Origin of the sequence: Lentibacillus sp. L22 (genome assembly GCF_040812445.1) — a bacterium.
In the GTDB taxonomy this organism is placed as follows: Bacteria; Bacillota; Bacilli; order Bacillales; family Amphibacillaceae; genus Lentibacillus_C; species Lentibacillus_C daqui.
Map to the genome: position 1 here is coordinate 47116 of NZ_JBFNXI010000001.1, position 14233 is coordinate 61348.

General features: G+C 39.6%; 15 protein-coding genes and 1 pseudogene. 12 read left to right on the top strand and 4 right to left on the bottom strand.

What is annotated here, in order from left to right:
• The first annotated feature begins 7 nt into the window (after nucleotides 1-7).
• Together ABRT01_RS00215 and argH are read left to right on the top strand one after the other, a co-directional pair.
• Nucleotides 8-1237 (top strand): argininosuccinate synthase, encoded by a 1230-nt coding sequence (locus ABRT01_RS00215; RefSeq protein WP_367745986.1) that lies wholly within the window; start codon nucleotides 8-10, stop codon nucleotides 1235-1237.
• Between the two features lie 58 nt (nucleotides 1238-1295).
• A complete protein-coding gene (gene argH, locus ABRT01_RS00220; RefSeq protein ID WP_367745987.1) occupies nucleotides 1296-2672 on the top strand; it encodes an argininosuccinate lyase in 1377 nt (458 codons plus the stop codon).
• A gap of 69 nt (nucleotides 2673-2741) precedes the next feature.
• Here the strand turns inward: argH and rnz are convergent, their stop codons facing one another.
• Genes rnz through ABRT01_RS00235 form a run of 3 tightly spaced genes read right to left on the bottom strand, consistent with a single transcriptional unit; the run spans nucleotide 2742 to nucleotide 5455 of the window.
• Nucleotides 2742-3668 (bottom strand): ribonuclease Z, encoded by a 927-nt coding sequence (gene rnz, locus ABRT01_RS00225; RefSeq protein WP_367745988.1) that lies wholly within the window; start codon nucleotides 3666-3668, stop codon nucleotides 2742-2744.
• Nucleotides 3669-3679: 11 nt separating this feature from the next.
• Nucleotides 3680-4696, bottom strand: coding sequence for an NADPH dehydrogenase NamA (gene namA, locus ABRT01_RS00230; protein WP_367745989.1), 1017 nt, complete (start codon nucleotides 4694-4696; stop codon nucleotides 3680-3682).
• A gap of 12 nt (nucleotides 4697-4708) precedes the next feature.
• Nucleotides 4709-5455: a glycerophosphodiester phosphodiesterase gene (locus ABRT01_RS00235; protein ID WP_367745990.1), complete on the bottom strand. Its 747-nt coding sequence runs from the start codon at nucleotides 5453-5455 to the stop codon at nucleotides 4709-4711.
• Between the two features lie 299 nt (nucleotides 5456-5754).
• On the opposite strand from ABRT01_RS00235, the gene ABRT01_RS00240 reads away from it, so the two are divergent.
• The 6 genes from ABRT01_RS00240 (at nucleotide 5755) to ABRT01_RS00265 (ending at nucleotide 9196) form a co-directional block, all read left to right on the top strand.
• Nucleotides 5755-6717, top strand: a complete 963-nt coding sequence (locus ABRT01_RS00240; protein WP_367745991.1) for an MBL fold metallo-hydrolase — start codon at nucleotides 5755-5757, stop codon at nucleotides 6715-6717.
• A gap of 3 nt (nucleotides 6718-6720) precedes the next feature.
• Nucleotides 6721-7527 carry an SDR family NAD(P)-dependent oxidoreductase gene (locus tag ABRT01_RS00245; RefSeq protein ID WP_269412529.1) on the top strand — a complete coding sequence of 269 codons (807 nt, stop codon included), beginning with the start codon at nucleotides 6721-6723 and terminating at the stop codon, nucleotides 7525-7527.
• A gap of 222 nt (nucleotides 7528-7749) precedes the next feature.
• On the top strand, nucleotides 7750-7902 hold the full coding sequence (gene sspO / locus ABRT01_RS00250; protein WP_269412276.1) for a small acid-soluble spore protein O: 153 nt from the start codon (nucleotides 7750-7752) through the stop codon (nucleotides 7900-7902).
• 18 nt (nucleotides 7903-7920) lie between these two features.
• Nucleotides 7921-8130 (top strand): hypothetical protein, encoded by a 210-nt coding sequence (locus ABRT01_RS00255; protein ID WP_367745992.1) that lies wholly within the window; start codon nucleotides 7921-7923, stop codon nucleotides 8128-8130.
• Between the two features lie 393 nt (nucleotides 8131-8523).
• Nucleotides 8524-8946, top strand: coding sequence for a helix-turn-helix domain-containing protein (locus tag ABRT01_RS00260; RefSeq protein WP_367745993.1), 423 nt, complete (start codon nucleotides 8524-8526; stop codon nucleotides 8944-8946).
• 169 nt (nucleotides 8947-9115) lie between these two features.
• On the top strand, nucleotides 9116-9196 hold the full coding sequence (locus ABRT01_RS00265; protein WP_367746093.1) for a putative holin-like toxin: 81 nt from the start codon (nucleotides 9116-9118) through the stop codon (nucleotides 9194-9196).
• Between the two features lie 182 nt (nucleotides 9197-9378).
• Here the strand turns inward: ABRT01_RS00265 and ABRT01_RS00270 are convergent.
• Nucleotides 9379-10380: pseudogene (locus ABRT01_RS00270) on the bottom strand (LLM class flavin-dependent oxidoreductase).
• A gap of 667 nt (nucleotides 10381-11047) precedes the next feature.
• On the opposite strand from ABRT01_RS00270, the gene ABRT01_RS00275 reads away from it, so the two are divergent.
• From ABRT01_RS00275 to ABRT01_RS00290, 4 genes are all read left to right on the top strand, one after another.
• Entirely contained in the window at nucleotides 11048-11278 is a 231-nt protein-coding gene (locus ABRT01_RS00275; protein ID WP_483101653.1) for a YfzA family protein, read from the top strand.
• Nucleotides 11279-11418: 140 nt separating this feature from the next.
• Nucleotides 11419-11676: a phosphoribosyl-ATP pyrophosphohydrolase gene (locus ABRT01_RS00280; protein ID WP_367745996.1), complete on the top strand. Its 258-nt coding sequence runs from the start codon at nucleotides 11419-11421 to the stop codon at nucleotides 11674-11676.
• 105 nt (nucleotides 11677-11781) lie between these two features.
• Nucleotides 11782-12366, top strand: coding sequence for a histidine phosphatase family protein (locus ABRT01_RS00285; RefSeq protein ID WP_483101654.1), 585 nt, complete (start codon nucleotides 11782-11784; stop codon nucleotides 12364-12366).
• Nucleotides 12367-12580: 214 nt separating this feature from the next.
• Nucleotides 12581-13621, top strand: coding sequence for a GIY-YIG nuclease family protein (locus tag ABRT01_RS00290; protein ID WP_367745999.1), 1041 nt, complete (start codon nucleotides 12581-12583; stop codon nucleotides 13619-13621).
• The last annotated feature ends 612 nt before the right edge of the window (nucleotides 13622-14233 follow it).

The following is a 14233-nucleotide window of genomic DNA, read 5'->3' on the forward strand; positions in this document are numbered from 1 at the left end:
GATTGACATGAGTGAAGGAAAGATTGTATTGGCATATTCCGGGGGATTGGATACATCTGTCTCAATTAAATGGTTACAAGATAAATATAATTATGATGTGATTGCTTTGGCGATTGATCTTGGGGAAGAGAAAGATCTGGAAGCGGTCAGACAAAAGGCGCTAAACGTTGGTGCGATTAAAGCAATTGTGATTGACGCCAAGGATAAGTTGGCAAATGATTATTTGTTGCCGGCATTACAGGCCAATGCCTTATATGAAGGCAAATATCCGTTATCTTCCGCATTAAGTCGGCCGTTAATTGCCAAACTGTTGGTCGATGTCGCTGAGCAGGAAGGAGCGGTCGCGGTTGCCCATGGTTGTACTGGAAAAGGAAATGATCAGGTGCGTTTTGAGGTTTCTATCCAGGCATTAAACCCTAATCTACAGGTTGTTGCTCCAGTTAGAGAATGGGGAATGACCAGAGATGAAGAACTTGCTTATGCTAAGGAGAAAGGTATTCCAGTTCCGGTTGATTTGGATAACCCATTTTCGATTGATGCCAACATTTGGGGCAGAGCTTGTGAGGCTGGTGTATTGGAAAATCCGTGGAATGTTGCACCTGAAGAGGCCTTTGCCTGGACGAATCCGGTAGAAGAAACACCAGACCAGCCGGAATATGTGGATATTTCGTTTGAAAAGGGTGTTCCAGTAGCACTGAATGACCAGCCAATGGATCCAGTGTCGATCATTGAGACATTGAATAAAGAGGGCGGCAAGCATGGGATTGGTAGAATTGATCATATCGAAAATCGTTTGGTTGGGATTAAATCGCGTGAAGTCTATGAAAACCCAGCTGCCTTGATTCTTATCAAAGCACATCAGGAAATGGAATTTTTAACCCATACGCGTGAAGTAGCCCAATTTAAGAAAACAGTTGACCAGCAATTTGCCCAAATGATCTATGATGGCCTGTGGTATTCACCGTTACGCACCGCCGTTGATGCCTTTGTTGCAGAGACGCAGCAGACCGTTTCCGGTAAGGTACGTGTAAAATTATTCAAAGGCAACCATACAGTAATTGCCCGTCAATCAGATTATAGTCTGTACAATGAGGAACTGGCTACCTATGAAAAGGGAGATATGTTTGATCATAATGCTGCAGTCGGTTTTATTAAGCTTTGGGGATTGCCAACCAAGGTTCATGCCGAGATTCATCAAAACAAAAACAAAAAACATCAAGAAGAAGTCTATCAATAGTTTTTTTGCGGAAGTTTACTGAGCTTCCGCAGGCTATACATAAAGGAGTGAACATTTTATGTCAAAACTCTGGGGCGGACGTTTTACCAAAGCAACCAATCAACTGGTTGAATCATTCACGGCATCCATTGAATTTGATCAGCAATTTGCCATAGAAGATATTGAGGGAAGTATTGCCCATGTCACGATGCTAAGTGAATGTGCGATTATTACAGATGAAGAAGCACGGCAAATCATCGACGGATTACAAACGATTAAAAAGAAAATCAAGTCAGGATCTGTTAATTATACGATTGAAGATGAAGACATTCACATGAATATCGAACGGATGCTGACTGAAGAAATTGGACCAGTTGCCGGGAAACTGCATACAGGAAGAAGCCGTAATGACCAGGTGGCAACCGATATTCATCTTTATGTAAAAAAGAAAACAAAGGAAATGATTAACCTAATAACAGCAGTTCAGCAAGCATTTGTCAATCAGGCAGATACGAATATTGATGTAATCATGCCGGGGTACACACATTTGCAACGGGCACAGCCGATCTTGTTTTCCCATCATATTCTGGCATATTTCTGGATGTTGGAACGGGACAAAGAGCGACTGAAGGATAGTATAAAACGCGTAGATTGGTCGCCACTTGGCGCTGGTGCACTGGCAGGGACGACTTTTCCAACCAATCGGGAGCGTACCGCAGAGTTGCTTGGCTTTGATACGGTTTATCCAAATAGCCTGGACGCGGTTAGCGATCGCGATTTTGTACTGGAGTTTCTATCAATTGCTTCGATCTTAATGACCCATCTATCCCGAATTTCGGAGGAGTTGGTTATCTGGTCCAGCCAGGAATTTAATTTTGTCGAGCTGGATGATTCGTTTTGTACCGGATCAAGTATCATGCCACAGAAGAAAAATCCGGATGTACCAGAACTTCTAAGAGGGAAAACCGGCCGGGTACATGGGAATTTATTTGGTCTGTTAACCGTTTTAAAAGGTCTTCCGCTTGCGTATAACAAAGATATGCAAGAGGATAAGGAAGGGCTGCTGGATACAGTGATAACGCTTGATGGGTCATTACGTCTGTTGGCGCCGATGATTGATACGATGCAGGTGAAAAAGGAAAACATGTATCATGCTGTTGACCAGGATTATTCCAATGCAACGGATATAGCCGACTACTTGGTGACGAAAGGTTTGCCATTTCGTGAAGCGCATGAAATCATCGGGAAAATCGTGTTATACGCGATCCAGCAGAAGAAATATTTGCTTGAACTATCACTAGATGAATACCAATCATTTAGCACATTATTTGCAAAGGACGTTTTTACATTTCTTGAACCAAAACATGTGGTAGATGCGCGAAAAAGTTTGGGTGGTACGGCGAAAAGTCAGGTGCAGCAGCAATTGGCACAGGCGAAAGCAGTGATGGAGGGATAATGGCAAGCTGTAACTTGAATAAATGACAAAACGCTTGGTAACAAACTCCCAAGCGTTTTGTTCGTTCGTTTATTTTTTGGCAGGAATGGTTGTCCGAAAAAAGTCACTGGCGATTTCCGTGTTGGGGAAAATCGCTTGTGCTTCATGACGTAACCAGACATTGTCTGCCTTTTGATAGCGCGACGAGATATGCGTCAGGATGAGCTGTTTGACATTTGCATCATGGGCAAGTTGAGCCGCCTGTGCAGTGGTGGAATGAAAATAATCCTTGGCAAGATCTGCCTTGTTCTGCTCAAATGTTGCTTCATGTACGAGACAATCGGCATTTTCCACAAATGCGCTATTTTGCTCCGGATTTCTTGTATCGCCAAGAATCGAAATAATCCGTCCAGGTTTATCAGGACCGATAAAATCTTTGCGTTCGATCACTTGTCCATCAGGCGTTGTGACTATTGGATTTTCTTTAATCTGCTGATAAATCGGACCCGGCTTGATACCCGAGGCTTTCAGCTTATCGGCCATTAGCTCGCCCTGTTTATCTTTTTCGACAATACGGAATCCGTAACAAGGAATACCATGCTGCAATTTTTTGCAATAAACGGTGAAGTTTTCATCCGCAAAAACTTGTCCCTCCGTTACCTCTACAATTTCAAGCGGATACGTCAAGTGTGTTCCACTTGTACGCAAGCTTGTCTCGATAAAATCCCTAATCCCGGCTGGTCCATAAACGGTTAACAAATCATTGCCACCTTGAAAGGAGCGGCTGCTTAAAAACCCTGGAAGCCCAAAAATATGATCGCCATGCATGTGGGTAATAAAAATCTTGTTTATTTTCCGCGGTTTGATGGATGTTTTTAAGATTTGATGCTGGGTTGCCTCACCGCAATCAAACAGCCAGATACTGTTTGCCTCTTGTTGCATGGCAAGCGCGATCGCTGTGACGTTTCGTTCCAAAGAGGGAACTCCTGCACCCGTGCCAAGGAAGATTAATTCCATCTGTCTACCTCCTACCGCCAGCCGCGTTCATATTGGATCGGGGCTTCGATGTCATAACCTAGTTCGTCAGCTGCGGCCTTAGCCCAATATGGATTCCGGAGTAATGCCCGTCCGATAACGACAACATCTGCACGCTCGTTTTGCAAAATTTCTTCTGCTTGCTTACCAGTTGTGATCAGTCCCACTGCACCGGTTGCAATAGCTGTTTTATGCTTAATCGTCTCGCATCGGGGTACCTGGTAGCCTGGATACGTATTAACTTTTGCCGGTACAACACCATCTGAGCTGCAATCGATTAAATCAATGCCTTGCTTCTTCATTTCTTCAGCAAAATAAAGCATGTTATCCAAGGTATTGCCATCTTCATGATATTCATCTGTTGAGATCCGGACAAAAATCGGACCGTTCCATTCTGTCTTTACCGCATCAATAATTTCAGAAAGAAAACGATAGCGATTTTCTGGTGAACCACCATACTGATCTGTTCGTTTATTGGTTAATGGTGATAAAAATTCATTGATTAAATATCCGTGTGCACCGTGAATTTCCACAATATCAAAGCCTGTAGTTTTTGCGCGTCGTGCCCCCTGTTTAAACGCATCAATGGTTTGTTTGATATCATCGATTGTCATTTCATTTGGAACTTTATATGAATCATCGAATCGAATCGCAGATGGTGCAAAAATTTCTGATTCCAGTTCCGCTTTTCGACCAGCATGCGCGAGTTGAATACCTGTTTTTGCACCATATGCATGCAACTGTTCATTCAGCTCTGTTAGTCCGGGGATATGCGCATCATTCCAAATTCCTAAATCCTGTGCAGAAATTCGACCTTCAGGCTGAACAGCGGTAGCCTCCGTGATCACAAGCCCTGTTTGACCAACAGCCCGGCTGACTAAATGGGTGAAGTGAAACGGTGTGATCATACCATCCTCATTGTAGCAAGAGTACATACACATCGGTGACATCACAATCCGGTTTTTTAGTTCCACGTCTTGAAATTGTATTGGTGTAAATAGTTTTTGCATGTATAATTCCTCCTAGTTTTTATGTTTTAACTGATATGCGCTACGCTGTTGCAATGCGAGATTAGGAACATCAGTAATCAGACCATCTATTTTTTGGGTGAAACATTGACGCATATGCATCGGTCGATTCACGGTATATACTCGCAGTGTCATATTCTCTTTATGACATGCCTTCTTAAGGGATGACCGAAGCAAGCGAAACTTGACATGCAGTGCATTTGCTCCCATTGTCTTGGCATCATGTACAAGGTTTGGATTTCTTCGGGAAGTCAATAAAGCAATATCAAGGTCTTGGCAAAGTTCACTTATCCGTCTGACACTAAAGGGATTGAATGTGGACAGTGTCGTTCGATGTAATAAGTCGTAGTGTGATAGCATATCATACACAATTGTTTCCATGTTCTTATAGATTATCTTAGTATTTTTTAACTCAATATTTAAGTATAACGACTTGGGTTTGATCCATTGTAAAAATTCTTCCAATGTGATGATCGTGGTACCTATGAACTTTTTGGAAAACCAGGTACCAGCGTCCAATTGTTTTAGTTGATTTAGCGTCAGATCTTTGACATATCCCTTTCCGTTTGTTGTCCGTTTCACCTGTTCGTCGTGGATTAACACAGGTATGCCGTCTTTGGTAAGCTGCACATCAGTTTCGATGCCGTCTGCCCCTTGTTTATAAGCTAGCTCAAAGGCAGGCATTGTATTCTCTGGAGCAAGTTTACTGGCACCGCGATGTGCAATGATTTTGGTTGTCACACGTTTCACCCCCTCTATGATTGTGTTGTAATTCACAGCAAAAGTCAATTTCAAATGCTTATTACATGAACGGTCAGTTCTTTGCAGTCAGTCCCTGGTTATTATGTATATACTACTTCGGTTTAAAAGGTGTTTTTGTATTCAATTTGAAGAAAATCGAACCGAGACAGGTGATCCCCTGGAGAAGACAGGAAAATGGGTGATCGACGATTGATAGGGATAAGAGATAAAAGTGACAAAAACGAAGAAAAAGTGTAAAATAGTAATAAACTGAACGACCATTCACTTGGAGGCTTATGATGAAAGTATTACACGACACCATTCATCAGCTAACGATTCCCACGCCTTTTGCAGTAGGAGATGTACATGTTTACCTCTTAAAAGGTGACGTTTTATCGCTCGTTGATGCGGGGGTGAGAACAAAAGAAGCATGGGAAGCGCTGGTATTACAATTAAAGCAACTAGGCTACTCGCCTAATGATATTGAACAACTTATTTTAACCCATCATCATCCAGATCATATTGGACTTGTTGGAGAATTTCCACGTGCACATTCCATTGTCGGACATTCATTTAATGAACCATGGTTGACGAAGGATGAATCATTTTTCAACCGGTATGAACAATTTTTTAAGGATTATTTCGCATTCTTTGGTGTTCCGGACGTATATTTAAAATATTTGGAGCAAATGAAATCAGAACTGGGACATCTTGGTGAAGGGTCATTAACAGCTGTTATCGATGAAGGGGATGTTTTACCTGGTTATGACCAATGGCGAGTTATCGGGACAAAGGGGCATGCACAAAGTCATTTATCTTTTTTTCGGGAAGCAGATGGGTCATTTATTGGCGGTGATCACTTGCTGGCCCATATTACCCCGAATCCGGTATTGGAGCCACCTTATAATGAAGGACAAGAACGGCCAAAACCATTACTGCAGTATCGAAGTAATTTAAATAAGTGTTTGCAATTGGGAATCCAAAAAGTGTACCCGGGTCACAATGAGGTGTTTTCGAATCTGGATGAATTGATACCAGCCCAGCTAAAACTGCAGGAAAAACGGGCAAATAAAGTATTTGAAATGCTTCAGGTTAAGGAACAAACACCATTTGCAATTTGTCAGCAATTATTTCCCAAAAAGTTTGCAAAACAGCTTGACTTAACCATGTCTGAAACCATCGGCCAATTGGATTTTCTTGAAAATGAGGGGAAAATACTGGAATCCGTGAAAGATGGTATACTTTTCTATCAAATTAAATAGGTGATGCTCGTGAAACAACAACTGATCAAGAATAAACGAATTATTGTAACAGGTGCATCCAGCGGGATTGGCGAACGTCTTGTCTGGCACATTGCTAAAAATGGTGGTATTCCAATTATGATTGCCCGCTCCGGAGCGAAAATGGAAAATTTACAGGATAAGCTTGTTCGGGAGTTTGATATCAGGTCATATGTGTATCAAGCAGATGTAACCGATCATGATGCCTATGCACAGGTTTTGGAAAAAATTCTGACGGAACATCAACAGATTCATGGGCTGATTAATAATGCCGGTGCTGGTGTCTTTGCCGCAGTTGAAGATGTGGAATGGGACGATTTGGATCATATGTTTGAATTAAATGTCTATGCATTAATCAATGGAACGAAGCAATTGCTGCCACATTTTTCTGCAAACCGCAGAGTCTGTCATATTGTGAATGTTGCTTCCATGGCAGGAAAAATTGCTACAACAAAATCCGCTGTTTACGCTGCTACAAAGCATGCGGTGCTTGGCTTTACCAATGCATTACGGATGGAAGCAGCCGAAAATAGAATATTTGTCACTGCAGTTAATCTTGGGCCGGTAAAAACCAACTTTTTTAAAACAGCTGACCCGAATGGTACCTATCAGAAAAATGTTGCGCGCCACATGCTGGATCCGGATAAAGTAGCCAAAAAGGTTGTAAAAAATCTGTTTCAAAACAAAAGAGAAATAAATTTGCCATATTGGATGGCATTTGGAAATAAAATCTATCAACTTTTTCCTGGTTTAATAGAACGATTGTTGAAACGGCAATTTAATAAAAAATAGAATCATAAACCTTTCCTTGAACCACAGTTTTTAATGACTGTGGTTGTTTGTTTTGAAAACATGGACAACCACTTCTTCCCTTCACTACTTCATTTCGATCGGATCATCTATGTGGATGCAAAATATTCATATCATGGGTTACTGAAAATTTACGATTGTATCGTTCCTGGTGTGCATACTCTTCCACAATTAACAAAGACTATGGGGTGGAGGTGTATTGCAATGGCGAACAAGAAAAATAAAAATACCGGTGCCATGAGTGATGAGCAGGCTGTCAGAAAAAAATTATCAACAGAATTTGATCATGAATTTGCTAATGAACCTTTGACTGCAACTGAAAGGTATAATAATAAAAAGACAAAGAAGCGACAATAATCCAAGGAGGTTGACAAGATGGCAGATAAAAAAGGCAAAAATGGAGAAATACAGGAAAATGTTAATGCAGAGCTTGGTGGAATGGGGTTTTATGGAACAACGTCTAACATGGAAATAGCAGGGTATAAAGCTTCCGGAGATATTGAAAATGCGGGAAGGTTGGATAAGGGATTTAAACGGCCGAAACATCCAGGTGCAACTGCCTCTGTAAAACAAGAAAAAGATTAAAAAGGACAGGGAAATGAACTGCCGACACCCTATTATAAAAAAACAACCAAGATTTCCAGGTTGTATCTTGGTTGTTTTTTCGTTGTTTTCATTATTGATACTATTTTTTCCTCCAACTGAAAGTATGAACAACATGTATTTTTTCGGTAAAAACAGAATATGTAATAGTAAAGACTCGCTAACGAAATAGGATCCAATTATAATGAATTGGATCCTATTTTAGAGATTGGACATTGCTCGATTAACGCTGGAGAGGTTGTCCTAAATTTTAGCCTTTTCTCCCTTTGTCAAATGTCTCATGGATAACATCGATAACATCTTCTTTATCATTATGTCTCAGCAATTTTATCATCCTTTCCATTACCATTTTTCCAACTGTGAGGTGATTTATACATGAAAACCGTGATCATAAGGTTGAAAGATGACATATATGACCAATTAAAGGAAATAACTGAGCTGGAAAATCTGATTAATCGTCACCGCGACAAAACCAGAAGCGATGATTACAAAATGGAAGAGTTTGTTGTAGGCTGTATTATGGAAAAGATTGAACAAATCAAACAATTCGACAGGCTTAATCCTTTCATGGAAAATACGCAGCAACCAGTCATTAAAAACCGGTTTAAAGAAATAGCGAAAAATAAAAATATCTACATAAAGGATATCGCCGATCAATTGAACATGAAGCCACCAAACATAAGTAAAATTTTTAACAACTTATCCCAGCCGCGGTTGGAATTATTTATAAAAATTTGGCTGGTTTTAGGATGTCCACCGTTACACAAGTGTATTTATGTAGACGAAGATTCACTTTAGCTGCTTCGTCTTTTTTGTATTTTAAAAAAAGTGGAATAAGACAAGCTGTTTCACCCATATCGTTAAATATAATCATTTTTAAAGAAAATTATCAAAAACTATATGTTAAAATTCAGAATCGGATAAAACAGCACAACTCCTTTAAGTCAAACAGAAAGGGAGATGCAGCATGTCTGTATTCGAGGCGCTTGTTCTGATGATTTCATTTGGAACATTGATGGTCGCAGTATTGTCTGAGCAAAAAAAATAACTACCCTGTCACAAGCATTTTTGGGTAGTTAACTTTATGTTCATTAGGTTAAAACCGTTTGGTGATAGCTGTACCATTCGGTTTTTTATTATTGTATGCGTGAGTACTTATGAATTACCACCTAAATAAATTTTACGTCATAAAATCACCAAGGTGAAATCATTGAAAAGTCCCGTACTTACTTATTCTTCACCAACCACTTCTTTCAAAATTTCATAGGAACGTTTCTGTTTGTCCTTGTCATAAATATATGACACGGCCATGAGTTCATCTACATTATATTTCTCCTGGAAAGCCGTCAACTGAGTCAGTATGGTATCCTTGCTCCCCAGTAACGTCATGCTGGACATCGACATGGCTGCTTGTTTTTCTTGCGAGTTCCAAAGATCATCCATGTTTTCAACTGGCGGACATAACGGCGCTTTTGCACCGCGTACAACATTCAAGCAAAATTGCTGAAGTGTTGTTGATTCATATGCTGCTTCTTGGTCTGTTTCAGCCGCGATGACATTAAGACATACCATCATATATGGGTTATCCAAGTATTCCGATGGCTGGAAGTGCTCGCGATAAATTGAAATGGCATCCTCCGTAAATCTGAGGGCGAAATGGAAAGCAAATACATACGGAAGACCCAGTTCAGCCGCTAAATGAGCAGAGTTTGGCGAGGATCCAAGAATATAAATTGGAATATTGGTATCAACACCCGGGTATGCTTTGACGAATCCTTGCTTTTCTTCTGGTCCGAAATAGGTAAGCAGTGATTAGATATCATTCGGGAATGTATAGACAGTATCACTGTTTGACCGTCTCAATGCGCTTGCTGTTAACTGATCCGTTCCTGGCGCCCGTCCTAATCCCAAATCCAGACGATCTGGATAGATGGTAGCCATCGTACCAAATTGTTCCGCAACAACCAAAGGCGCGTGATTAGGCAGCATTACCCCGCCAGAGCCAACACGAATATGTTCCGTATGTTCCAGCACATGTTTAATCAAAATGGATGTGGCTGAACTTACTAGTGTTGACGTATTATGGTGCTCCGCTATCCAATATCGTGTATAGCCCATCTTGTCTGTTGCTTGTGCCAAATCAACCATATCGTCTATTGCATCCTTCGAGCCGCCGCCATGACGAATGGGAGCCAGATTCAAGACTGATACGGGAATATTTATATTTGCCATCACATTTTACCTCTTTTCTGATAATGTTTCGCATTTATTGTAGCAATAAGTTTGGGTGAAACAAATCTAATTGCTTGGTGTTTATCACAAATGGGTGACCAAACCCGATTCAGGATATTGCTTGAATTTAATCATAAACTTCCCGGTGAGAAAGCAGCTTGATTGTCATCGTCGGGGAGTAGTATGCGGATTGGCTGAATGAGGAACAGATGTTGAATAATTCATTAAAATGACAGTCCCTTATGTTATAATGGAGTAGAAGGTGGGATTGCTTTAGGCCACTTCATCGAATGAGAAGTCTCAAATGTCAGATATTCAAGGGAGATTTTATTTTCTTAAATGAAACGATTCTAGAGCAGCTTCGTGAAGCAAAAATGATGATAACATGGCTAAAAGTATCATTGATGGGGTCTGTTGTGACTTTGAAATAAGTTCGATCATTTATAAAAAAGTTTGATACAATCACATTGACAAAACGTATTGTGACAATGCAACAATTTGGCCAAAGTGTTGCATAAGTCATAAGCAGGAGGAAAAAACAAATGAAAAAGGCGATGCAGGTGAGCTGAAAAGTTCTCTGTTAAATCTTAGCCAGTACTCCAAAAAGAAAAAGGGCTTTGCTAATGAACTGAGAAGATTGATTATAACTGCGGGCCTGTTTTTAATTATGCAAATAATCTTTATTGCTATTAACGGGACATTTTTGGAACCGAATTTAAACAGGATGGGTAATTTTGCAAGTGGCATAGCGGAAAATCCCTTTTTTTATAAATGGTTTATCCTTTATGACAATCCCATTTTTAAACTTATTACGACAGTTGGAATACTTCACATAATCTACGTTTTAATAAAAACCGCAGTTCTTGGATTTAAGGAAAAGGATACGAAACCCAGTTAAGCAAACGGAGCGCAATTGCGGCATAGCGGCATTTCAAGATTGGGGATATTCTTTAACAAAAGGGAGGCAGGGAATAAAAGTTTATAATAAACTTGTTCGCGATAAAATTCCAGAAATAATTAATCAAAATGGGGGAATATGTGAAAACGCTTGAGCAATCAAAGTATTTTAGTGAACTAAAGAAAAAGCTTAAAGAAGAATTGAATGAATATCTGGAAACAAAAAATGATGAAGAGGCAATCGAAGAGCTTTCTGATGTCCTGGAGGTTATACATTCCTTATCCGAGATTCACGGAAAAGGATTCAAAGATGTAGAAGAAGCAAGGCAAAAGAAATTTAATGAACGCGGTGGATTCAAGGAAAAAGTTTATTTAGTGGCCGTTGACGATAGTAAATAATTCCAATGTTTTATGCCGCAATTGAACGCAGTTGTGGAAGAAGCACTGTGCCTCAATACGCTCGGGCCATTATGTGGAAAAAGGATTAATTTTAAATAAGGGCTGGTGAGAGACTTGGACCTAACTTTTATAAGACACGGTCAGGGAATTCATACACTAAATACCCCAGATAGTTTACTAATCAAAAATCCATCATTAACCTATAAAGGTATAGAACAAGCTAAAATGTTAAGACATCATTTGCCTTTGTCTAAAAACGATTTTATTGTTGTAAGCCCTACAAGGAGAACGATGGAAACCGCCCTTATTTGGAGCAATGATACACAATGCGAAAAAATTATAAGTCCAATGGTATCACCTAGGTTGTTTCCCCAAAAAACCGAGGGGCACACGCTTCCGTGTGATGAAATTATAGGGATAGAAATTATAAAAAGGGAATTTCCCATCTTTGCTTTAGACCAACATTTTCCCAAAGAATTATGGACTAATGGTATAAATACTATGCCTGTTCGGGAATTCAAAGTTCTTGGTGAGAGGTTACTTAGATGGTGTAAGCAGCAATCAAAGGGAAAAGCTTATATTGTTTCTCACGATGGCACTATTACATCTTACCGTCAATTGATTTCTAATCGTTTGTTTACAAGAGATGATTTTCTAGAAGATGGTGGCTGGATAAATGTGCAGTATTAGGCAATCGAGGCGCAGTTGTTGAATACTATAAATGTCGGGTGAAATGAGAGAAGAAATTAGGCGGCGCATCAACTGGAGGAATTACTTAGTATGTTAACAAGGGAAGATATCTTCAAGCACGTTCAAGAAACCTATCTTGGTGTATAGGGCCATATTGTTTAATAGTTTATAGGTGCTGAATAATATGGGGCTGCTCGGAAAGGTGGTTAATAAAATGGGTATTTTTAGCAAATTTTTCGGAATGAAAACACAAGAAAAATATAGTGATAATAAAGGGGATTTAAAGGAGACACAGGATGAAGAGGATAAGCATCAAAAAAATGGAATCGATACTGACGTGGGTATGGGACTATCTTTGAAGATATCCTCCTCTGATGAAGACTTCGGGATTTCTATATCTTCATCACCCGTAGGCGATTCTACCGGCAGTACAAAAACAGATTTTTATGTGTATGAATGGTTTATCAAGGATACTGGCGAAATATTCTATGTCGGGAAAGGCCGGGGTAATCGTTATAAAACATACCATGAACGGGCCTATGAAGCCGAAAAGATCCGAAAAATGTATGGTACAGCCTCCCGCTTTGTTGGAAAAGGATTGACAGAAGAACAAGCAATAGAGCTGGAGAGTCAAGAAATGACACGAATATTGAATGAAACAAATGATAGACTTACAAACCGTATTATCCCCTTTACAGCTAAAAGAGATAATGGTTATGACCGCGGTTTTAAAACACCTGAGCTTCGGTTTGAAACAGCTCCGCATTTTTATGCGAGTGAGATAGAAGAACATTACTATGGAATGAAATCTAGACCTTTTGACAACGTTAAAGATGAGAGCTTAAAAGTGGTAGTCTTTATCACGCGAAATATAAGGGATGAAGTTAACACAATTTATGACGGAAAACTTGAAAAATATCAAGGTGAAACAATGGCATTATTGTCAGCAAATAACAGCAGAATCCTGAAAAGCCAATTTGCAAAATCAGTTACAGCTTGGATCTATATTGGGGACGACTACGTGACGAATTATAACAACGATCAAGAGAAAGCATTAGAGAAATTAGAACGGAACATACCCACTTATCATTTAATTGATGTCTGGGGATTTTTAAAAGAAAAGCTTGGTGAAATTAAAACAGTTTCCAATGAAAAAGAAGTACCTATTAATCCAATCCACAATCGAGTGCCACTAAAAGATATTAAGAACCTAAACGATTGGGAAAAAGGATTTGACGAGGGTTCATCATATTGAGAAAAAGGGGATAAGGAACGAAAAGACGGCAACCTTGAAAGCGCTATTGAGTTATTCGATATAGCACGGTACAACGGCTACGATGCTCCAGTATTATATACATCTTATGCAATGGCATATCGAAAACTAAAGGACTATGACAATGAAGTTGCAATAATTGATGAAGCGATTGACCGTTTACGGTCAGGAAAAATTAACATAAGCGAAACTCACATTATGAAATTAAAAGAACGTCGAACAAAAGCTCTTACGTTAAAACAAAAGCAAAATAGCTAGGGACGATAAAAGAGACCACTAAATAAAATAGATCATAGCGAAACCAGCCACTTTCCTTTCTTTTGCTGAATAAAATAAAAAGAGCAAGGCGGGTCTGTGTTAATTATATTAAGAACTTTCCTTGGTAAATAATAAATGAGTGTTCCGTTAAAGGGTGCCCTAATCGAATAAGATTTTTTGATAACAAAGAGGTAAAAATAAAGTATGTGTACAAACATTGATTTTGTGGTATAATTAACATAGAAAGATAATAAGTGCATACACTAATAAAGACCGCCCATGCTGATACATGGAACGGTCATAATAGACTGAACCCCATCAAGAGGGGGCAGGCAG

Coding starts and splice junctions, on each gene's coding strand:
- ABRT01_RS00215 (WP_367745986.1), top strand. CDS start 8: ATGAGTGAAGGAAAGATTGTATTGGCATATTCCGGGGGATTGGATACA.
- argH (WP_367745987.1), top strand. CDS start 1,296: ATGTCAAAACTCTGGGGCGGACGTTTTACCAAAGCAACCAATCAACTG.
- rnz (WP_367745988.1), bottom strand. CDS start 3,668: ATGGAATTAATCTTCCTTGGCACGGGTGCAGGAGTTCCCTCTTTGGAA.
- namA (WP_367745989.1), bottom strand. CDS start 4,696: ATGCAAAAACTATTTACACCAATACAATTTCAAGACGTGGAACTAAAA.
- ABRT01_RS00240 (WP_367745991.1), top strand. CDS start 5,755: ATGAAAGTATTACACGACACCATTCATCAGCTAACGATTCCCACGCCT.
- ABRT01_RS00245 (WP_269412529.1), top strand. CDS start 6,721: ATGCTCGTGAAACAACAACTGATCAAGAATAAACGAATTATTGTAACA.
- sspO (WP_269412276.1), top strand. CDS start 7,750: ATGGCGAACAAGAAAAATAAAAATACCGGTGCCATGAGTGATGAGCAG.
- ABRT01_RS00255 (WP_367745992.1), top strand. CDS start 7,921: ATGGCAGATAAAAAAGGCAAAAATGGAGAAATACAGGAAAATGTTAAT.
- ABRT01_RS00260 (WP_367745993.1), top strand. CDS start 8,524: ATGAAAACCGTGATCATAAGGTTGAAAGATGACATATATGACCAATTA.
- ABRT01_RS00265 (WP_367746093.1), top strand. CDS start 9,116: ATGTCTGTATTCGAGGCGCTTGTTCTGATGATTTCATTTGGAACATTG.
- ABRT01_RS00275 (WP_483101653.1), top strand. CDS start 11,048: ATGCAAATAATCTTTATTGCTATTAACGGGACATTTTTGGAACCGAAT.
- ABRT01_RS00290 (WP_367745999.1), top strand. CDS start 12,581: ATGGGTATTTTTAGCAAATTTTTCGGAATGAAAACACAAGAAAAATAT.